This window comes from Sandarakinorhabdus glacialis (assembly GCF_014643455.1).
GTDB classification, from domain to species: domain Bacteria; phylum Pseudomonadota; class Alphaproteobacteria; order Sphingomonadales; family Sphingomonadaceae; genus Sandarakinorhabdus; species Sandarakinorhabdus glacialis.
The window spans coordinates 1-21486 of record NZ_BMJM01000017.1 but is presented as its reverse complement, the minus strand read 5'-3'; the positions used below and the strand labels follow the sequence as shown (position 1 = coordinate 21486).

Genomic DNA, 21486 nt, shown 5'->3' with positions numbered 1-21486 from the left:
TGGTTATCCGAGGGATAGGCGCCCGGCCAAGCCACCCGGTAATACGGGTCCATCTCATCTGCCACCTAGCCTGTTGCAGTACGGAAAAGCAACCCTGCGCTGCTATCTCGCCAGCAAAAGTGTGGACCGGCGCCGAAGCGGGACCCCGCACAACTTGAGATTCCAGAACAACTGGAGGTGTTTAGCGCGGATATCATGGGATCCCGCTTCGGCGCCTATCCACAGCCATGACCTCGAAAAGGACCATGACCCCCGGCTACGAGCCGCCACTGCGACTTGAGACCATCCTGCAATTAAAGGGCCGATCCACATTCGACCGGGTCTGGACGGGCCGCGAGCCGGCGCCATCAACCAGGGTTAGCGACGGCCAGATTCTCAATGCCACCGAGCGCAGCGTCGACCATTGCCGCAGCCGTGGCATACGGCGCGTAAAATGCAGCAATGTGATCGTCCTGACCGCGCACGAAGATGCCGCGCGGGTTGGAAAACTCGCGGAACCCTTCGATGCCATGGTGGCGGCCCATGCCGCTCATTCCCGAACCTCCAAAACCCATCGAAGGCAGAGCACTCTGCATCGCGCATGTGTTGATGGCAGCACCACCCGAGGTTGTTGCTGCAAGCACCCCGTCGGTAACGCTTGCATCGTCACCGAAGACATAAAGGCCCAGCGGCCGCTCGCCGGCGTTAATCCGCGCCACCGCGTCGGCGAGGTTGTCGTAAGGCACGACGGGCAACAGTGGCCCGAAAATCTCTTCTTCCATGACACGTAGATCAGAGGCTGGGTCAACAATCAGCGAAAGCGGCATCCGGCGCGTTTCTGGATCAACGACGCCGCCATCCTCTAATGTTACGATCCGCGTCTGGCGCTCCCTGGCTTCCTCCAAAAGCCCAACCAGGCGAGCCAGGTGACGTGGCGACACGATGCCGGTGCAATCGTCGCTCTTGGCGTAGTCGGGCACGGAACGGCGCATGTAGTCCTGTGCATGACCGACAAAAGCCTCAACCTCACCCCGTGGCACTAACGCGTAGTCGACCGAAACGCACATCTGGCCATTTTTTACAGTCTTAGTACCGATCACTGATTCGACATTGGCCGCCGTGACCGAGCCCGGCGTCATCACTGCGGGACACTTGCCGCCGAGCTCAAGCGTCACCGGCGTCAGGTTTGCCGCGGCGGCTGCCATCACCCGCCGCGCGATCGCCGGACTGCCAGTGTAAAGCAAGTGATCCCACGGCGTCGCGGCAAAGGCTTCTGCAAGAGGGCGGCCCCCAATCACGACATGGACGAGGCTGGGGTCAAAGGTCGCTGCAATCATTTCGGCGAGCAAAGAAGCGCACGCAGGCGTGAACTCAGATGGCTTGATGATAACCCGGTTGCCAGCGGCCAGCATCTCGGTCAGTGGGCCGACTGAGAGATCGAACGGAAAGTTCCATGGCACAATGTTACCGATCACGCCCTTGGGCTGGTGGCTGACATAGGCATGGGCTGTGCCCATCGCCGCGCCGACCTCGCGCGGATCGGGCTTTGTCCATTCTTCAAGGTGCGCCAGCACATACTGCGCCCGCCCGACGACGCCTAGGACTTCGATAAGGTCCGAAGCGGGCACTGGATGCGCACCAAAATCGTCCGAGATCGCAGCAGAGATGCGTTGGCGATTGGCAAGCATCATGCCGACCAAAGCTTCCAGTCGCTCGCGCCGTGCCGCCAGCGTCGGCATGCGCTCGGTAGCAAAGGCAGCGCGTTGCCGCTCGAATGCTTCAGCCAATGCGGCAATGGCCGCGCCATCCTCCTCGTCAATCGCAAAGGTGGTCGCTGCGGCTTCGAGGATCGACATGTCGTTATTCCTTCGGTTCAGGCGGTTTCGGCGAGCATGCACCCGCTCTGGCAGGATCCTGTCGCCAGTTCCATGTCAATGATGCACCGATGCCGTAATAACGATCGCCGCCTGCGAAGCGGTCGGTGACGTGGGAAAGCTACCTGCTGGATGGCGCGCCCAATTATAAGATTGCATACAGACCCGGTGTCAGCACCCGCCGCCCAGACTGGAGCGAAGTCGTTTTCGCGAATGCCGTCCGAGATTTTGTCAGGCTCGGTTTGACCTTGCCCCTGCCTGACGTCTCCCTTGGCTGATAGGATCAGTTCATCGAAGGGGTATCTGGAATGAAAGACGGCGTGCGGGCGCGCTATACGCTTGAGTTCAAACAGGAGGCGGTACGATTGGTGCGTGGCGGCGAGAAGCTGTTGGGGGTGGCGCGTACGCTGGGGGTTTCGGCGCAATCGCTGGACAACTGGGTGAAGGCCGAAGCATCGGGGCGGCTTCGAGACGTTCGCGGCAAGGCGTTGACCGCCGAACAGATGGAGATTGCGCGGCTGAAGGCCGAGCTGTCGCGGGTGCGCATGGAGCGCGATATCTTAAAAAAAGCGACGGCATACTTCGCGAGGGAGTCGCTGTGAGGTATGCCTTTGTCGAGCGACATCGTGACATCTGGCCGATCGTGGTCCAGTGCCGGGTTCTGCAGGTCAGCGCGAGCGGCTACCACCAACACCGATTGCGGCAAGCTGCCGATGCTGGCCCGAACCGGCCGGCTGTTCAGCCAGGCCGTTACAAAGCGGTCGGGCGGCTCAGCGACACGGCGTTGGCGGTGCACATAAGGGCGGTCTTTGCCGAGATGAAGGGCGCCTATGGCTGGCCGCGGAAATGGCGCGAGCTTGCTGCGCGCGGCATTCGTGCGGGCAAGGAGCGGGTGCGCAGGATGATGAAGTCGCTGGGCCTGCAAGCCCGTGGCAAGCGGCGTTTCAAGGCCACCACGAACAGCGCGCATGATCTGCCGATCGCGCCGAACCTGCTGGCGCGCAACTTCAGCGTGGACGCGCCGAACAAAGTCTGGACAGGCGACATTACCTACATCTGGACCGATGAAGGCTGGCTCTATCTTGCTGTGGTGATCGATCTGTTCAACCGGCAGGTGGTCGGCTTTGCAATGGGCGAGCGCATGACGCGGACGCTGGTGATGGATGCCTTGCGGATGGCCTGGTTCCGGCGGCATCCGGCACCAGGCCTGATCTTCCATTCCGATCGCGGCAGTCAATACGCCAGCAATGACTACCGGCAGCTCCTGCGGGACTTCAAAATGGAAAGCTCGATGAGCCGCAAGGGCGATTGCTGGGACAATGCGGTCACCGAAACGCTGTTCGGATCACTGAAGGTCGAACGGCTCCACGGCATGCGCTTCGGCTCGCGGCGCCAAGCCAAGGACGAGGTCATGGACTGGATTGTCTTTTACAATCACCGAAGGCTTCATTCGACCCTGGGTTATGCCAGTCCCATGGCGTTCGAACAAAAATGGCTTGCCAGGCAAATCAGCCTGGCAGCATAATCAGCGCGTCAAGGGAGATGCCGCGCGCGGGCAAGGTCAGATCTTACTATTGTGTTTGCCGCGACGCGGGTGATTTATGCCGGGGAACAAGTCCTCCTGTCTGCTGCGCCGCAATGGTTTGCTGGCGCTAGTGAGGCGGTAGATCTGCAAAGCTCGTTCCGCTACACTAACATTAACTGCCACAATTTGGTGATCGAAGGCGGCATGGTTGCCGGAGGGGCGGGCCAATTTCGCAATTGCCGTGGCCAAAGCATCGCATTCACCACACGTGCCTTAATTTTATTGTGCGTACCCTAATTACATTGTCTTGGAGCTGATAAACATGACAACCGAACCTGTAAAAACGGCGGGACTGGGGATGGCACTGGGCTTCCTGAAGCTCGTGGTAGACGACCTCGAAGCCATGGTGTCATTTTATTCCGAAGCATTCGGCTTCGCGGTTCGTGACCGCATCGATATGCCAGAGATTGAGGAAGCGATGCTGGTGCAGCCTGGACAGACTTTCAATCTCGTGCTGCTGCGGTGGAAGGATGGCCGCGCCCTGACGATCGGCAACGCGCATGGTCCGATCGGCATGACCACGCGCAGCGTTGACCAGACGTTTGCCCTTGCCCTGGCCAGCGGTGCCACTGCTGAGCGTCAACCTTATGACCTGGGGCCCATGCGGATCGCCTTTGTACTCGATCCGGAAGGGCATGAAATCGAGTTGATCGAGTTCAAGCCCGCCGCCAAACCAGCGCGCATAGCCTCGTAAGTTTTTTATCGTCACGATGAAGCCATGGACACCAGCAATCTGTTTCGCCTCGACGGACGCGTGCCGTTGGTAACGGGCGGTAGCCGTGGCATCGGCAAGATGATCGCCGCCGGCTTCATCGCGCAGGGGGCCAAGGTTTATATTTCGTCGCGTAAAGCGGCAGCGTGTGAGGCCGCGGTGGCGGAGCTTGGCCCAAGCTGCATCGCGCTCCCGCAGGATATATCGACAGTTGCAGGATGTCAGGCGCTCGCTGCACAATTCACCGCGCTTGAGCCGCAGCTTGCCATCCTGGTCAACAATGCCGGGGGCGCCGTTCGAGGACTTTCCGGAAAGTGGCTGGGACAAGGTCATGGACCTTTACCTGAAATCGCCGTTTTTCCTGACGCAGGCGCTTCATGCGGCGCTGAAAGCGTCAGCTAGCCTGGAGTGGCCGGCCAAGGTTACCAACATTAGCTCAATCGACGACATGCGGCTGAGCCGTGGCGAGACGTACAGCTATCATGCGTCTAAATCGGCGTTGATCTACCTGACAAAACGCATGGCGGCGCGGCTGGTGCGCGATGCGATAAACGTCACCTCTATCGCGCCGGGCGCCTTTGCTAGCGAGATGAACCGGCCGGCGCGCGACCATGGTGAGGCGATTGCCAAAGCGGTCCCGGCAACCGCTTCGCTTTACACGGTCGACGCCACTGTGCGCGGACAATCGCCCGGCCAGCGCCGGTGTAGCCTATGGCAAGGCAGTCTAAAGCCTATTTGCCGATCTGGATGTGGCCGATTTCTCGGCGCAGATAAACCTTGTTGTTCTTCATAAAATTCCACTCTGTTCGCCTGAAAAATTTGCGTCTTCGGACAATTTCAGGCCGAACCAGCCGGCTTAAGACCAAATTTCGGTTAGTTTGACAGTGCCGATTTTACGAATCTGCGGTCCCAATTCTTGACTTCCGGCATGTTTAGCGGAACAAACAGCGAACATGAATCGAGTCTCGCAATACGAAAGTCTACAGCCGTGCCGTCTCATGCTGCCCTTGAAGCCGTGCGCGAGCGGATCCGCCAGATCGAGGCGGTCGATCGCATATGCCATGGGGCGCTGGCCTTTGGCGTCGCCGGGATCGATGCGCGCCTGCCGCTTGGCGGGCTGGCGCTCGGGGCGTTGCACGAGGTCGCCGGCGGCGGCAACGGTGCCATCGACGGCGCGGCAGCGGCGTTGTTCACGGCCGGGATCATGGCTCGGACATCAGGCAAAATTCTGTGGTGTGTGACGCGGCGCGACCTGTTCGCGCCGGGAATGGCGCAGGCCGGGTTGCATCCCGACCGGGTGATTTATGCCGAGGTGGGCGACGAGAAGAGCGTTCTGGCGTGTTTCGAGGAGGGCTTGCGTCATGGCGGCATGGCCGGGGTTGTTGGCGAGGTCGCCGAGCTGTCGATGACGGCGTCGCGGCGATTGCAACTCGTCGCCGAACAATCGGGAACCTTGGCGATTGCCATCCGGCGCTGGCGGCGGACGGCCGAGGCGTCGGACTTTGGCCAACCAACCGCCAGCGTGACGCGCTGGCGGATCAGTGCCCTGCCGTCGGCACCACTGCCGGTGCCGGGCATCGGCCGTTCGCGCTGGCTCGTCGAATTGATCCGGGCACGAGCCGGCGAATGTGCCGACTTCATCGTCGATGCCTGCGATGACCAGGGTCGCCTCGCTCTATCTACCGAGCTGGCCGACCGATCGGCTGCGGCGCCCTATCGGCGGGTCGCCTGACGCTTCAGCAGAGGCACCGGCTCAAGACGATGCGCGGCCGCTGATCCTTGTCGGCCGCGACGGGCGCAAACGGGTGGTCATCGCCGCCGATGCGGCTGCCCGGCGCCTCGGTGTGCATCCGGGGATGGCGGCGGCGATGGCGCAGGCGCTCGTAGCTGGTCTCATTGTCCGTGACGCCGACCCGGCGGCAGATGCGCAGGCGCTCGATCGCCTCGCCTTGTGGCTGTTGCGGCGCTACGCACCGGTGGTCGCCACTGATCCGCCCGATGGCCTGATGATCGACATCACCGGGGCGACGCACCTGTTTGGCGGCGAAACAGCGACACTGAGCAACATGATAGAGCGCCTGGCGGCGGTCGGGATTACCGCGCGCGTAGCGGTTGCCGGCAGCTATGGCGCGGCACATGCGCTGGCGCGCTTCCACGCCGCGCCGATCACTGCGATCGATGCCGGCGACCATGCCCCGTTGCTCATGCTCCCGGTCGCCGCCTTGCGTCTGCCGGCGGCTATGATCGACGGTTTGCGCCGCCTCGGCTTCGACAGGGTTGGCGAACTTGCGGCAACACCGCGGGCGCCGCTGGCGCTGCGCTTTGGCTCCGAGGTCGGTCGCCGCCTCGACCAGATGTTCGGCCACAGCAGCGAGCCGTTTGCGCTGATCGAAGCTCCCGAACTGATCCGCGTCCGCCAGGCCTTTGCCGAACCCATTGCCGCTGCCGAGACCATCGCCCGCTACATCGCCAAGCTGGTCGACCTGCTGTGTATCGTGCTGGAAGAACGCGGCCTCGGCGCCCGCAAGCTCGACCTGCTGTTCTACCGCGTCGACAATGCCTGCCAATCCGTGCGCGTCGGCACCGCCAGGCCGATCCGTGACCGCAAGCGCATCACCCGGCTGCTGTGCGACCGTATCGAGACGGTGTCGCCCGGCTTTGGCATCGAGACCATGGTGCTTTCAGCCCCGCTGGCCGAACCGCTCGACTATCGGGCCGGTAATTCGAACCTCGTCGATACGCCAGTCGCCGACATCTCCGAGCTGATCGACGTGCTCGCCAACCGCGTCGGCGACGGCAGCCTCTACCGGCTCGCGCCGGTGGCGAGCGACGTTCCCGAGCGCTCGGTCCGCCGGGTGGCGGCGTTGGCAAGCGAAGGCGGCAGCGACTGGTCGGGCGAATGGCCCCGTCCATCCCGGCTCTTCAGCCGGCCCGAGCGCATCGAGACGCTGGCGCTGCTGCCCGATCATCCGCCGGCCGCCTTTACTTGGCGGGGCATCCGCCGCCGGGTTCGGCGCGCCGATGGCCCCGAGCGGGTGTTCGGCGAATGGTGGAAACGCGACGCCGAGACGGTGGCGGTGCGCGACTATTTTCAGGTCGAGGATGACGCCGGCGAGCGCTTCTGGCTGTTCCGCGCCGGCGACGGCGAGGATCCCGATACCGGGGCGCAGAACTGGTTCATCCACGGCATCTTCGGCTAGCTGTCATGTCGGTCACCCTGTCATGACTGCCGTGAGTGGCTATGCCGAACTGCAGTGCGCGTCGCACTTCTCGTTCCTGCGCGGCGCCTCTTCTGCCGAGGAGCTGTTTACGCAGGCCGCCGTCCATGGCCATCACGCGCTGGCGATCACCGACCGCAATTCTCTGTCGGGCATCGTTCGCGCCCATGAAGCCGCCAAGGCCACCGGCGTCCGCCTGATTATCGGCTGCCGGCTAATTCTCGCCGATGGCGCTGAGCTGCTGGTCTATCCGACCGATCGCCCGGCCTATGCGCGGCTGTGCCGGCTGCTCAGCCTAGGTAAGGCGAGGGCAGGCAAGGGCCGCTGCGACCTGCACTGGGAGGATGTCGATGCCTGGCACCAGGGGATGATCGCCATCCTTGTTCCTGACCAGGCCGATGCGCTGACCGTATCGCGGCTGCGGCGCACCAACGCGATTTTCGGCGCCGACAGCTTTCTGGCGCTGATCCTGCGCCGGCGGCCACGCGATCATCTGCGGCTGCACGACCTCCGCAATCTCGCCGCCAGCATGGGGGTCGCCACCGTTGCCACCAACGACGTGCTCTTCCACGAACCCGGCCGGCGTATCCTGCAAGACATCGTCACCTGCATCCGCGAAGGCGTCGTCATCGACGATATCGGCTTCAAGCGCGAGCGTCATGCCGATCGCTACCTGAAACCACCTGCGGAAATGGCACGGCTGTTCAAGCTGTGGCCCGAGGCGATCGCGCGCAGCGTCGAGATCGCCGACCGCTGCCGCTTCAGTCTCGACGAGCTGACCTACCAATATCCGCATGAGGTCGGCATCGAAGGTCTGTCGCCGCAGGCAGCGCTGGAGAAGCTAACCTTCGAAGGCGCAGTGACGCGCTACCCCGAAGGCCTCCCCGACGCTGTCGCCAAAACCCTGCGCCACGAGCTCGGCCTGATCGAGAGCCTGAGATACGCCCCCTACTTCCTGACCGTGAACAGCATCGTCGCTTTCGCCCGCTCGCGTGGCATCCTCTGCCAAGGCCGCGGCTCGGCGGCCAACTCGGCGGTGTGCTATGTCCTCGGCATCACCTCGATCGATCCCGGTCGCAACGACCTGCTGTTCGAGCGCTTCGTCAGCCAGGAGCGCAAGGAGCCGCCCGACATAGATGTCGACTTCGAGCACGAGCGCCGCGAGGAGGTCATCCAATGGGTCTACAACACCTATGGCCGCACCCGCGCCGCGCTCTGCTCGACGGTCATCCGCTACCGTGCCAAGGGCGCGCTGCGCGATGTCGGCAAGGCGCTGGGGTTGCCCGAGGATATGATCAAGCTGCTGTCGAGCCAGGTCTGGGGCTGGTCGAAGGACGGCGTCGAACCCAAGCACGCCGAGGAGCTCAATCTCAACCTTGGCGATCGCCGGCTGACGCTGGCCATGGACATCTCGCGTCAGCTGATCGGGGCGCCGCGACATCTGTCGCAGCATCCCGGCGGCTTTGTGCTCACCGAAGACCGGCTCGATGAGCTGGTGCCGATCGAGCCGGCTGCCATGGACGATCGCCAGGTTGTCGAATGGGACAAGGACGATATCGATGCTTTGAAGTTCATGAAGGTCGATGTGCTGGCGCTGGGTATGTTGTCGTGCATGCGCCGGGGGTTTGACTTGCTGCGTGACCACAAGGGCATCGATCTCGATCTCGCCAGCATCCCGGCCGAGGATCCGCGCACCTATGCGATGATCCGCAAGGCCGATACGCTCGGCACCTTCCAGATCGAGAGCCGCGCGCAGATGTCGATGCTGCCGCGCATCAAGCCGCGAACCTTTTATGATCTCGTCATCCAGGTGGCGATCGTGCGGCCCGGGCCGATCCAGGGCGACATGGTGCATCCCTATCTACGTCGCCGCGAGGGGCTCGAGGCGGTCGATTATCCGACGCCCGAACTCGAGCGCGTGCTTGGCAAGACCTTGGGCGTGCCGCTGTTCCAGGAGCAGGCGATGCGCGTCGCCATCGAGTGCGCCGGCTTCACGCCTGGCGAAGCCGACCAGCTGCGCCGCGCCATGGCGACGTTCAAGTTCACCGGCGGGGTCAGCCATTTCCAGACCAAGCTCATCGAAGGCATGAAGGCCAAGGGTTACACCGAGGCCTTTGCCGCCAAGATATTCAGCCAGCTCGAGGGGTTTGGGTCGTATGGCTTTCCCGAAAGCCATGCCGCCAGCTTTGCCCTGATCGCCTATGCCAGCAGCTGGCTCAAATGCTGGCACCCCGATGTGTTCTGCGCGGCCTTGCTCAATGCCCAACCGATGGGCTTTTATGCGACGGCGCAGATCGTCCGCGATGCCCAGCAGCATGGCGTCGAGGTCCGACCGATCTGCGTCAACGTCTCGCGCTGGGACTGCACGCTCGAAGCCACCGGCGATGATCGCTTCGCCGTCCGTCTTGGGCTGCGCATGGTGCGTGGCCTCGCCAACACCGATGCCGCCGCCATCCTGACTGCCCGCACCGATCGGCCGTTTGCGAATGTCGACGATGTCTGGCGACGTTCCGATGCAAAAGTCTCGGCGCTCGACCGGCTTGCCGAGGCCGATGCCTTCAGCGCCGGGCTGGGTCTGGCGCGACGCGACGCCTCTTGGGCGATCAAGGCGCTGCGCGATGAGCCGCTGCCATTGTTTGCCGCCGTCGCCCGCCATGATGAGCGGCCGACACCCGAGATCAACGAGGCTGTCGTGCGGCTGAAGGCGATGACCGCCGGCCGCGAGGTCGTCGAGGATTATCGTCAGGTCGGGCTGACGCTGCGCCAGCACCCCGTCACCTTCCTGCGCGCCGATCTCGGTCGGCGAGGCATCCTAACCTGTGCGGCCGCGACGGCGGCGCGCGACGGCAAGTTCGTCAGGCTGGCCGGGCTGGTGCTGGTGCGCCAGCGACCGGGTTCGGCGAAGGGGGTAATGTTCATCACCCTAGAGGACGAGACCGGCGTCGCCAACCTGATCATCTGGCCGAGCCTTTATGAAAAGCAGCGGCGCATCGTGCTGACTGCCAGCATGATGGGGGTCGAGGGCCGGGTGCAGCGCGAAGGCGAGGTCGTCCATGTCATCGGCGTCAGGCTTCACGACCTGTCGGGCGAACTGGCGGGTCTCGGCGAGCGTGATGCGCCATTTCCGCTGCCGCATGGGCGCGGCGACGAGTTTCATCATGGCTCGGCGCCGTCGGATCCGCGAGACCGGCCACCGCTGACGGTCAAACCGCACGATATCTTTATTCCCGACCTGCATATCGCTACGCTCAAGATCAAGGCGCGGGATTTTCGCTGAAGCGCGTGGCATAATTTGCCGAGTATCGCCCCGATCAAGCACAGCAGCAGGAGGAGGCGGATGTGCAATTTATACAGATTGAAATCGAGCGCGGCCGAGGTTGCGGCGCTGTTCGATGTGTCTGCGGTGATCACGCAATTCAACACACCTGAGGAAAGCTATCCGGGTACCCAAGGCCTTGTTGTTCGTGAACAGGCTGACTGGAGCCGGTCGCACGGCAAACTTTTGCACAAAGAAGCGACATTGGGGCATATCGCGGAAATGCAGATTAATTGCCATGAGGACACGATCTAGTTGCAGGTAGAACCGGCGAAGCCAGCGTGCGAGACTGTCGCAACTAACTACTTCTACCGGCGCGTCGGCAACGACAGCCTTACGGCGATCGGAGACAAAAAGTGAGCGACACTATCATCCCGACGGGGCTGCAATTGACAGTTTTCGACGAAACTTTCCGCAACCGCCCTCATGAACATTTCGACGCGCTTCGCGCGGCAGAGCCTGTGCACCAGGACCGGACGCTCGGCCGCGTTGCGTTAACGCGCGCTGTTGATGTGGCGGCGGTGCTTAAGGATCGCAGCCTGTCGGTCGATCAGGATAACGCCGGGCCCGACAGCATCGTCCAGAAGTTCCGCACCGAGCAGGACCGCAGTGCGCCGCGATCGATGCTGGTGCTCGATGATCCCGATCACGCCCGACTGCGGCGGCTGGTCAGCCATGCCTTCAACGCGCGCGCTATCGAAGCGATGAAACCTGAGGTCGCGCGGATTGCAGATGAGCTCCTCGATGCGGTCGAAGGCCAAGACAGCTTCGACCTCATCGAGGCGTTCGCTTCGCCGCTGCCGATCATCGTCATCGCCGACATGCTGGGAGTCGACGCCGCCGACCGCGGTGAATTCCGCCGCTGGTCGAAGGGGCTCGCCAATGTCTTTTCGCCAATCCGCACGCCCGAACTTCTCGCCGGGTTGAAGGTCAATGCCGATGAACTGTCAGCCTATTTTGCCCATGCCATTGCCGCACGGCGAGTGGCGCCGCGCGGCGATCTGATCAGCGCGCTAATTGCGGCGGAGGATGGTCGCGACCGGCTGTCGGGCGAGGAAATCGTTACCATGTGCAACCTCCTGCTGCTGGCGGGCAATCTGACCACCACGGACCTGATCGGCAATACCGTACTGGCGTTGCTGGCCAATCTCGAACAGCGAGCTAAGCTGCTGGCGGAGCCCGGACGGGTCGGCGACGCGGTCGAGGAAACGCTGCGCCGCGATCCGCCGGTCATGCAGTCTTTACGCATTCCGCTGGCGGATTGCGACATCGGTGGCGTGCCGGTGCCGGCAGGCTCCGCGATCACGACGTTCCTGATGGCCGCGAGCACCGATCCGGCGCTTCATGCCGACCCGCTCGCCTATGACATCGATCGCGCCGACAAGACCCATTTTGCCTTCGGCGGTGGCGCGCATTTCTGCCTGGGCGCACCGCTGGCGCGCGCCGAGGCCGCAATCGGCATCGAGCGCCTTTTGGCGCGTTTCCCGGCGCTTGCGCTGGCCGGCAAGCCGATTGAGCGTAACATGTCGGCTGCGTTCAATGGCGTCCGCGAGCTATGGGTAACGCCCGCCGCTGTGGACCGGCTTCCAAAGCGGGACCACGCCCGTTCCGCCCGCAAGTGATTGGCGTGCAACAATTATCGCAGATTGATTGGGGGTTCCAGTCGGCGCCGATTTCGACCGCCTTATCCATTTTAACGCTTCCTCTAAATACCTTAATACAAGCAGGTGGAGTCCCGCTTTGGACGCCGATCCACACATCGGGGCGGCGGCTATCCTCGCAGCTCGACCCGCACCGGCATCGCGGTAAACCCGTTAAGGAATGGGCTCGCTAGTCGGGTCGGCGCGCCCTGCGGAACGATCTTCCAGTTACGTGTGACAATCTCACCGATCAACGTGGCGAGCTGTATCTCCGCAAGCCGTGCGCCGACACAGCGGTGAATGCCGTGGCCGAAACCGAGGTGGCGGCGGGCGTTGGTTCGCGCGACATCGAAGCGTTCGGCATCAGCAAACACGGCTTCGTCGCGATTCGCCGACAAGTACCACATAATTACCTTCTCACCCTTGGCGATGCGCTGCCCGCCCAAGGTCGCATCCCGTGTCGCTGTGCGTCGCATGTGGGTGACTGGTGATTGCCATCGAACCAGCTCCTGCGCCGCGTTGGCGACCAACGAAGGGTCGGCGTGGAGCCGGTCAAGCTCACCGGGCCAGCGGTCGAGCACTTCGACCAGCCCGCCCATCGAATGGCGGGTTGTGTCGTTGCCGCCCACGATCAGCAACGCGATGTTCGACAGCCGCTCGAGCGGGCTCAGGTTGCCCATCGCCGCGCTGTGGATCATCCGACTGATCAGGTCGTCGGCGGGCGGTTCGCCCTTGCGCTGGTCTAGGAGGCGGTCGAACCGGGCAAGCATCTGCATCAGCTGGCCCATCGACTCGGCGCGATAGGCGTCGTTGTCGTTATCGGGATTGACGCTGCTGGCGTAGTCTGACCAGCGCTTGAGGTCTTTCCACTCGTCTAGCGGCATATCGAACAAGATGCACAGCATTCCGATCGTCAACGGAACCGAGACCTGATCGACCCAGTCAATCGTCTCGCCCAGCGGCAGCGCGTCAAGAATGTCTCTGCACAGTTCACGGACTTGCGCCTCGCGTGTGGTCATCTGGCTGGGCGCGAAGGCCGGAGCGATGACCTTGCGCTGCTCAGTATGAATGGGAGGATCAGCGGCGATGAAGTTCTGCAGGTTCAGTTCTGGCTTGGGATCGGCAATTACAATATTCCCGTTCGCCCATGACGAGGAATAGGTGGCGGGGTCGAGCTCGACCTGGCTGATCAGTTCGTGAGTGACCACCGACCAGTAGCCGCCATAGGCACTTTGGGCACACCAGCTGACGGGCATATCGGCGCGCAACCGGGCGAACGGTGCACGCCATGTGCCATCAATGTAGAGCGTCACGTCACTGATGTCGAAGGAAGCAACGGCGCGGGCAGTGGCGGGTGCGGTGGCCATTGTCTGATTCTTTCACTGAAGCTATTCAAAGCGTTCGATTAATATCGAATTCTTGCAGTCGTGTCTGAACCTGAGTGTCCGATAAGGCTTATTCCGACGAAGCTGCCCTCGAACTGCGCGTTCTAGGACGTGGGGCTCCCCACCTCAGGCCACCCCAGGGCGGCGTCGTGAGCGCGATGACTATCGAGCCAAAAGCTCCAGTCTTGTGGTAGCAGAGAGAAGGGAGCAACGTGCTGGAGTTCCCGGGCTGCCCAAACTGGCCAATGCGGGTTTGACAATGCTGGGCGCCCCAAAAACACCAGGTCGATCGCGCCTTCTTCGATTACGCGATTAGCCAGCGCCGGCACGCCCAGATTCCAGCTGACGCCAACGGGTATATTTACCTCGCGGCGCAACCGTGAACCCCTTTCGACCATGAAGGCCAGCTGGTTGAAAGGACGTTCGCACATATCGTCGGTGTTGAAGCCCAAGCTCAGGTCCGCAAGATCGACGCCGTGTGCCTTCATGGCAGCGACCGCCACGATTGCGTCATCGAACTGTATCCCGTCCTTGTGAAGGTCGTCAGAGCCGAGGCGAATGGTCAATGGAAAACGCTCTGGCCACACCTCACGTACTGCGTCGAGTGTCTCAAGGTGAAAGCGTAGTCGGTTTTCCGCACTGCCCCCATATTCATCGGTGCGTTGGTTCGCGAGCGGTGAGAAAAAGCTCGCGCCGAGATAACCGTGAGCAAAATGCAATTCGAGCCACTCGAACCCCGCTTGATGGGCTCGTTTGGCGGCGGACGCATAGTCTTTATGAAGTTGTTTGATTTCCGCACGAGATAACGGATGAACTGGAAGGGTGTGCTTTCCACCGTAAGGAATAGCCGACGGTCCGGTTACCTGCCAGCCATCGGGGTGATCGGGAGAAAGTTGGGCGCCGCCCTCCCAGGGCTTCAAGCTGCTGCCCTTTCGCCCTGTATGGCCAAGCTGGATGGCCGGCACCGCACCCATGGATTTGATCATCGCAGTTGCGCGAGAAAGCCCATCAAGCTGAGCATCATCGTAGATGCCAGCGCAGGTGACGCTCGTTCGTCCGTCAGCAGTGATTGCCAACTGCTCGGGGAATACGAGACCAAAACCGCCAGCGGCGCGAGAGCCGAGCAGCATCATATGGAAGTCGTTCATCAGTCCGTCTTGGGACCGGTACATCGTCATCGGCGACATCGCGATACGGTTGCGCAGGGTCACCCCTTTGAGAGTGTAGGGACTGAACAAATTCGGCATAATTTTCGTATCCTAAAGACAATTAGTCAGCGCGGTTCTCAGCTTGCTGCCTTGATCCCTCGTTCGTTGCACATGCTAGAATTAGTGGCTGGCGCCTCAAGGAATGCGCCCGCCGATCAACCAGAGGCAGGTTCAAACATGGGTCAAGTCTCAGTGAAAACTTACGCCGCCCCCCGAGTCACTTCTCAGTGGAAATCAACAGATCGCAATATTCGAGCTCATCGCATCCACGCGCCGCTGGCGTTGGAGCGATAACCCATCGCCCTATAGGCGGCGTCGACGAGCGATTGTCCGCGCTCGTTCAGCAAGATGCCTTGCCCCATCTGGTTCATGCTGTAGCCAAAGCTTAACCGGCATTCGGGATCGGCAAATCCGATTGATCCGCCTGCGCCAACATGGCCAAAGGCCGCATCGGACATTACCGCCGAGCAGGAATCTGCGTTGGCAAGCGCGCGATTATCCATCGATTTCATGAATCCTAAAGAAAACCGTGTTGGAATGGCCAAGGTCGCATCCTCATGAGTTGCGACTGACACGCGTGCCATGCGCGCCAATGTATCCGCGCCGACAAGGCGCAAACCGCCAAATGCGCCGCCGTTGGCAAGGGGCGCGTACAAGTCGGCCAACCCCCGACCGTTCGACACGCCAGTGGCCGAGCCGATCTCCGCGGCGCGCGCTTCCCGCGCGTTCGGACTAAAGCCGCCGCCATTGAGCGCAAACAGCGCTGACGGCCCCTGGGGATCAGCCGCTATCGCCAGCGCTATCCGGCTGTTGAACGTAGTCGCATCGGGTGGATACGCGATGACTGGCGCTACCCTAGCCTCTTCGGCCTCAGGCAGTCCCATCCAGAAGTCTATGGCAAGCGGGCCAGTTACCGCCTCCCGCAAAAACGCACCCATACGCTGCCCGGTCGACCGCCGGACCATCTCCCCCACAGTCCAGGCGCTGGTCACCCCATGATAGCCGTTTCGCGTTCCCGGCTTCCAGAAAGGCGTTTCCCGCTCGAGCAGTCTAACCATATGGTCATAATCGTAATAGGCGCCCTGCTTCAGCGGTTCGCGAAGCGCCGGCACGCCGACCGAATGGTCGAGCATCATCGAAACTATCGCGTCCTCCTTACCGTTCTGGCCAAATTCGGGCCAATAACGGGCAACCGGCACGTCGAGATCAAGCAAGCCACGATCAACTGCCATGTGCGCGCACAACGCCGATGCGCCCTTGGTGCATGAGAACACCACAGAAATGGTGTCGCGTTCCCACGCATCGCCGCCAACGCTTTTGCGACCACCCCAAAGATCGACAACACGCTGTCCGTCCAGCGTGATAGAAACGCTGGCGCCAATTTCGCCGCGTTGCTCAAAGTTGCCAATAAAGCTCTGTGCTACTTCGTCGAAACGTGAATCGCAGCTGCCCCGTACCCAACCCTTGGCTGTTTCGACTTCAATCAGCTTCATCTTGTCCCCCACTGCGGCTCATTATAACGAATATGGGCGCAGCCTGGCCCTCATAAAAGCGCGGGTGCCGAGCATCATATTCAAGCTCCGGACTCACTGCGGTAGCCAGAAGATGATGGTTGCGGCGATACAGATGGCGGACATGAAGGTGTGCGCGCATCGGTCATAGCGGGTGTGGATCGGCGCCGAAGCGGGATCCCGCGCTTATCCATCACAGGCGTTTGAAGTTGTTCAAGAAAGCCATTTTTTGAGGTCCGATCGGCGCCGATCGGAACCCCGCATAACTTGAGATTCCACTACAATTGGATGTGTTTAGCTTGGATGTCATAGAGTCTCGCTTCGGCGCCTATCCACACTCCTGGCCGTAAGTCCTTCTCTCAAAGCCCAAACTTTGCGCTGAAAAACGCAACGATTGCGGTCGTGCTTTTTACCCGGTTTGGCAGTTTGCGCCAGCCATGGCCCTCGTCAGGAAACAGGATATAGTCCACCGGCACACCGCGCGCCTTTAGGCTGGCGACAATCTGCTCGGCTTCTATCACCGGCACGTTGGTGTCGTTGGCGCCGTGCAGGACGAGCAGTGGCGTCGTCACTTTGTCGATGTTGGTCAACGGCGAGAGCTTGGCAAGCAACGCCTTGTCCCTGACCGGGTCGCCATATTCGACAGTCGAGATCGCCGCCATCCAGGGCTGGGTATATTTGAAGAAGCTGTCGAAGTTGACGACGCCGTACAGGTTGACGCCGGCCGCAAACATCTTTGGAAACTCGGTGACACCCGCCATGACCATGTAGCCACCATAGCTGCCGCCCATGATACCAAGACGTTTGGGGTCCGCCAGACCGGCTTTGACCATGTGATCGCTCGTGTCGGCGATGTCGGTAACGCCGTTGACGCGCAGTGGGCCGTTGTCGAGCTCCATAAAGGTCTTCCCAGCGCCGGTTGAGCCGCGGACATTGGGAGTGAGAACAGAAATGCCGCTGGCGACCAGTGCTTGGATATCGCTGCTGATGCTTGGTCGCGACTGGCCTTCGGGACCGCCGTGGTAGATGAAGACCATCGGCTGCTGCCCGGTCGCGCTCTTGGGTGTGTAAAGCCAGCCCGAAAGCTTGACGTCATCTCGCGCCTGCCATTCAAGCAGCCGAGGCCGGACAAACCCGCCGAGATCAACGCCGTCGTGGGCCGAGTTGGTCAGTCGCGAAACGTCGTTAGTGGCCAGCTTCACCCGATAAAGATTGGCAGGGGCTGCCGCGCCGGCCCCGGTCATCACCAGTGAAGTGCTATCCGGCGAGAAGTTGGGGGCCGATACGATATCGACAGGCAGCTCCGGTCCTTTGCGCTCTTTGCCGGTAGCTGTATTGAACCATGATAACTCGCTGCGTCCGCCCTTGCTCCAGACAAGAGCAATTGTGCGGCCGTTATCCGATAGTTCTGCCGTTTCAAGTTCCGCATTAGTGCGGCCGAGCACCGTGCGCAGCGGTCCCGGCGTGCCGTCCGCAGCAATATCGACAGCAGAAAGGGCATAGTTGTCGGTGTCGCCATTGCCGATCAGCCACAGCCGGCGGGCATCAGAGGACAGGCCGATCGTTGAGAATTGCGCCCGGCCCTTGTGCGGCGTCACTAAACGTTCGACCCCACCGGCCCGGTCTGCCAGCCAGATATTGCCGTCGCCGCGCGTAACGGCGCGATCGATTACGACGCGGCGACCGTCGTCGCTGACCAAGAATGACTCTAACCCGGCCGAACCCTCCCCGACCTTCGAGACAGCACCGCTGGCCAGGTCGATCAGTTGAGGTTCAAATCGCGACGGATCGGCGGCAGCAGAGCCAAGCCGCAACGCTTTGCCATCCTTCGTCCAACCAAACAGCCGGTTGTTGCTTGCGCCGCCCGACGTAACCAAACGATCGCCGCTGCCATCCGGTTTTACGACATGGGCCTGAACATTGAGGCCGCCCCCGGGTGCCACGTCATAGGCAAGCCAGTCACCGGCCGGGCTCCAAGCCACAGATTGAACCGGGTCAGCTAGGTTGGTGACCTGCACGGGCCCATCGGCGCCGAGCACCCAAACTTGGGGACTCCCGGATGCATTGGAAATGTATGCAACACGCTTTCCATCAGGTGCGTGGCTCGCACCAGTGCTACTGCGGATTGAAGCAATCGCGGCCACGGTCGCTGCGGTGTCGAGCGCAGCCGCCGGCATTGCGGCTCCCAAAAGCGCCGCCAATGCGACACGTTGCAAAAGACGGCTGTACATCGATCACATCTCCGTTAAGTATTGTTATCTGTATGCCAAATCTCCAATATCGTGCGGAGAGCAGTTACAAAGGCCAGCGGCTGATCTAACATAAGGTGGTGATGAGCCTTTGGGATTGCGATGATCGGAATATCGGTACCGCCCAATTCGCGTACATAATCAACCGAGTCAGGTGTGAACAACAGGCTTTGCTCGCCGTACACAATTGCCTTGCGGCCGGGAGTTGCAACAAGGCGCTTACCTACCCCTTGCCATCCCTGCTGCGCGTTATCCTGGCGGAAAACTTCGGGATTAAACTTCCAAGTCCATTCGTCGCCGCTCCGACGCAGCGAGTGAAAGGCCATATAGTCCATGAGAAATGCCTCACCGGCAGCCTGTGGCGGGGAAAGCACGTATCGACTGCGAGCGGTGGGATAGTCCGGATAGCGGCGTTGGGGCTTGTCGGGATCGCCCGAGCCCGGGCGCGTGCTGCCCTGTCGACCCCGCTCCTCGAGCACCTCGGGCCGCAGGACCATCATGTCGCACAGGATCAAGCCGGAAAATCGTTCCCCTGCCAACGACAGCGCAGTCAACCCAACTGATGCCCCGAAACTATGTGCAATGATGATCGGTTTTGCAGGTCCATCGAATAACGCCAGCGCCTCGGCCACCCCGACCAGCTCTGCGCCGCGAGCATCCGCATCGCACCCGGGGCGATTGTCACTATCTCCCATTCCCGACAGGTCATAGGCAACAACGTGATACTTCTCAGCCAGAAATGGCGCGATGAACGCAAAACACCTCGCATGAGCCAGAAAGCCATGCGTCATCAGGACAGGGGGGCGAGAGCGGTCACCCCAGCGAAAATAATGGATACGCGTCCCGTCTACATCGATGAAGCCTTCCTCGCGAGGAACGGCGAGCGCTTCACGAAACCAGTCGGGCAGCTCGTCGGGCCGCGGCGCCCAGAGAAGGTCGATGTCATCACTTGCGTCCACGCATCGACCTCATTTCAAACCACCAGCATTTAGCGGCCCTTTTATGTAAGGACAAACCCTCGATAACGTTCCCGCGCGACCTCGCAGTGGATCGGCGCCCCGCATAACTTGAGATTCCACAACAATTGGAGGTGTTTAGATTGGATCTCATAGGGTCCCGCTTCGGTGCCTATCCACAGCGTGATGGCAGCAGATTGCCAACAGAAGACCAAATCACTCGTTCACGGCGCGCAAGTGATCCCTTGCCTCAACGATCGGTATCCAGCGCTTTGTAATCGCCATCAGCCGGTGAATGAACCGGTGGCAGCCCGCGCACAGCAACACCAAATCCGCGACACGTGTCGATGTGATACCTTTGGTATCGGACAGCGGGCGGATGTGATGTGCTTCGAAAAAGCTTTCGCGGAGCGGACGTTCAAGAGGGGGGGCAAAAAACTGGCAAATTGCACAGATCAGGTTGAGGTGGTCCCGGAAAATTGGACAGGGCGTTAAGCTATTCCCGATCTGAAGGATGGACGGGAATGAAGACGACGAGAAATCGTTACAGCGCGGACTTCAAGGCCAAGGTTGCGCTGGAGGCGATCCGCGGTGACCTGACGCTGGCGGAGCTGGGCAGCAAGCACGGCATCCATCACACGATGATCGCGGCGTGGAAGCGGCAGGCGATCGACGGGATGGCGTCGACGTTTGCGGGGGCCTCGGAGGTGGCGCGGGCGAGCGGCGAGGCGGAGATCGACAAGCTGCATTCCAAGATCGGACAGTTGGTCGTGGAACGGGATTTTTTAGCCAAAGCCTTCGGTCGATGAGCGTGGATCGAAGGCGCGGGATGATCGAAGAGGTCCACGCAGATCTGTCGATCACGGCGCAATGCCGGCTGCTGTCGATCAGCCGGTCGTCGTTTTACTATGCGCCGCAGCCGGAGTCCGAAGAGACGCTGGCGCTGATGCGGGTGATCGACGCGGCGTTCCTCGATATGCCCTGCTACGGCAGCCGGCAGATGGTTCGCCATCTGCGGCGCGAGGGCGTCCGCCGGCGGGTGCGGCGCTTGATGACCAAGATGGGGTTGTCGCCGATTTACCAGCGGCCGCACACTAGCGATCCGCACCCACAGCACCGGGTTTACCCCTATCTACTGCGGCATCTGGCGATCGAGCGGCCGAACCAGGTCTGGTGCGCCGACATCACCTACATACCGATGCGGCGTGGCTTCCTGTACCTGGTGGCGATCATGGACTGGGCGACCCGCAAAGTGCTGGCGTGGCGGCTGTCGAACACGATGGACGTCGGCTTTTGCGTGATGGCGTTGGAGGAAGCGCTGGCGCGCTTCGGGTGTCCCGACATCTTCAATACTGACCAAGGCAGCCAGTTCAGCAGCTTTGCTTTCACCGCCGTGCTGAAGGATGCCGAAATCCGCATCAGCATGGACGGCCGCGGGCGCTGGATGGATAACGTCTTCATCGAACGCCTGTGGCGCTCGCTCAAATACGAGTGCGTCTATCTCCATGCGTTCGAAACCGGCTCCGAGCTGCGGGTCGGTCTGACGCGCTGGATCGGTTATTACAACGCCGATCGGCCGCACTCGGGGCTTGCGGGCCAGACCCCGGATGAGGCTTATGGGGCGGACGAAAATCTTCCGTTGCCGGGGCATGCCCCGGCAACGGAAACACTCCAACTGGCGGCATAATCGAAACTCGGAATTAGCTTAACTTCGCCGCCAAACTGTCCAAACAGGCGGGACCACCTCAGTTGCCCAAATGCTTTGCGCCGGTACCGGCGGTGCGGCGCTATTTCTATGCGTGGCGGAACATCGGCTTGTTCGAGACGATCAACACCGTGCTGGTGATGAACCT

At 61.5% G+C, this 21486-nt stretch carries 15 protein-coding genes, 3 pseudogenes and 1 other annotated feature; of the genes and pseudogenes, 10 read left to right on the top strand and 8 right to left on the bottom strand.

Annotated features, from left to right (window positions below; genetic code table 11):
• Position 1: 1 nt before the first annotated feature.
• Positions 2–54, bottom strand: a sequence feature (sul1 is cis-regulatory element that is thought to sense ions involved in sulfur or methionine metabolism; They are found in Alphaproteobacteria).
• A 293-nt stretch (positions 55–347) separates the two neighbouring features.
• Positions 348–1835 (bottom strand): aldehyde dehydrogenase family protein, encoded by a 1488-nt coding sequence (locus IEW98_RS15280; protein ID WP_188764267.1) that lies wholly within the window; start codon positions 1833–1835, stop codon positions 348–350.
• Positions 1836–2161: 326 nt separating this feature from the next.
• Between IEW98_RS15280 and IEW98_RS15275 the strand changes: the two genes are divergently transcribed.
• From IEW98_RS15275 to IEW98_RS15240, 8 genes and pseudogenes are all read left to right on the top strand, one after another.
• Positions 2162–3378 (top strand): IS3 family transposase gene (locus IEW98_RS15275; protein WP_188764265.1). Its coding sequence is split into 2 segments (ribosomal slippage): positions 2162–2414 and positions 2414–3378, totalling 1218 coding nucleotides; the frame shifts between segments, so codons are not numbered across the junction.
• 322 nt (positions 3379–3700) lie between these two features.
• The gene (locus IEW98_RS15270) at positions 3701–4132 is read left to right on the top strand and encodes a VOC family protein (RefSeq protein ID WP_188764263.1); all 432 of its coding nucleotides are present in this window, start codon (positions 3701–3703) and stop codon (positions 4130–4132) included.
• A gap of 24 nt (positions 4133–4156) precedes the next feature.
• Positions 4157–4793 (top strand): annotated as a pseudogene (locus IEW98_RS15265) (SDR family NAD(P)-dependent oxidoreductase); the annotation flags it as partial.
• Positions 4794–5165: 372 nt separating this feature from the next.
• Complete coding sequence (locus IEW98_RS15260; protein ID WP_443096439.1) at positions 5166–5882, top strand: ImuA family protein; 717 nt, start codon at positions 5166–5168, stop codon at positions 5880–5882.
• Positions 5806–7350, top strand: coding sequence for a Y-family DNA polymerase (locus IEW98_RS15255; protein WP_188764259.1), 1545 nt, complete (start codon positions 5806–5808; stop codon positions 7348–7350). Before IEW98_RS15260 ends, IEW98_RS15255 begins: the two co-directional genes overlap by 77 nt.
• A 22-nt stretch (positions 7351–7372) precedes the next feature.
• Entirely contained in the window at positions 7373–10645 is a 3273-nt protein-coding gene (locus tag IEW98_RS15250; protein ID WP_188764257.1) for an error-prone DNA polymerase, read from the top strand.
• Between the two features lie 78 nt (positions 10646–10723).
• On the top strand, positions 10724–10939 hold the full coding sequence (locus tag IEW98_RS15245; RefSeq protein WP_188764255.1) for a hypothetical protein: 216 nt from the start codon (positions 10724–10726) through the stop codon (positions 10937–10939).
• Positions 10940–11040: 101 nt separating this feature from the next.
• Positions 11041–12306, top strand: a complete 1266-nt coding sequence (locus IEW98_RS15240) for a cytochrome P450 (RefSeq protein ID WP_188764253.1) — start codon at positions 11041–11043, stop codon at positions 12304–12306.
• 149 nt (positions 12307–12455) lie between these two features.
• Here IEW98_RS15240 and IEW98_RS15235 read toward each other — a convergent pair whose 3' ends face one another.
• The 7 genes and pseudogenes from IEW98_RS15235 to IEW98_RS16960 form a co-directional block, all read right to left on the bottom strand.
• Positions 12456–13691 (bottom strand): cytochrome P450, encoded by a 1236-nt coding sequence (locus IEW98_RS15235; RefSeq protein ID WP_188764251.1) that lies wholly within the window; start codon positions 13689–13691, stop codon positions 12456–12458.
• A gap of 122 nt (positions 13692–13813) precedes the next feature.
• The gene (locus IEW98_RS15230) at positions 13814–14956 is read right to left on the bottom strand and encodes an NADH:flavin oxidoreductase/NADH oxidase (RefSeq protein WP_188764249.1); all 1143 of its coding nucleotides are present in this window, start codon (positions 14954–14956) and stop codon (positions 13814–13816) included.
• A 218-nt stretch (positions 14957–15174) separates the two neighbouring features.
• Positions 15175–16410 (bottom strand): serine hydrolase domain-containing protein, encoded by a 1236-nt coding sequence (locus tag IEW98_RS15225; protein ID WP_188764247.1) that lies wholly within the window; start codon positions 16408–16410, stop codon positions 15175–15177.
• Positions 16411–16503: 93 nt separating this feature from the next.
• Positions 16504–16590 (bottom strand): annotated as a pseudogene (locus tag IEW98_RS15220) (IS5/IS1182 family transposase); the annotation flags it as partial.
• 197 nt (positions 16591–16787) lie between these two features.
• On the bottom strand, positions 16788–18659 hold the full coding sequence (locus IEW98_RS15215) for an alpha/beta hydrolase family protein (protein ID WP_188764245.1): 1872 nt from the start codon (positions 18657–18659) through the stop codon (positions 16788–16790).
• A 14-nt stretch (positions 18660–18673) separates the two neighbouring features.
• Complete coding sequence (locus IEW98_RS15210; protein ID WP_188764243.1) at positions 18674–19636, bottom strand: alpha/beta fold hydrolase; 963 nt, start codon at positions 19634–19636, stop codon at positions 18674–18676.
• A gap of 213 nt (positions 19637–19849) precedes the next feature.
• Complete coding sequence (locus IEW98_RS16960) at positions 19850–20080, bottom strand: HNH endonuclease (RefSeq protein WP_371870797.1); 231 nt, start codon at positions 20078–20080, stop codon at positions 19850–19852.
• Between the two features lie 77 nt (positions 20081–20157).
• Here IEW98_RS16960 and IEW98_RS15200 point away from each other — a divergent pair.
• Together IEW98_RS15200 and IEW98_RS15195 are read left to right on the top strand one after the other, a co-directional pair.
• A protein-coding gene (locus IEW98_RS15200) for an IS3 family transposase (protein WP_371870796.1) occupies positions 20158–21320 on the top strand; the annotation gives its coding sequence in 2 pieces (ribosomal slippage) (positions 20158–20422 and positions 20422–21320; 1164 coding nt in all).
• A 62-nt stretch (positions 21321–21382) separates the two neighbouring features.
• Positions 21383–21486: pseudogene (locus IEW98_RS15195) on the top strand (transposase); the annotation flags it as partial.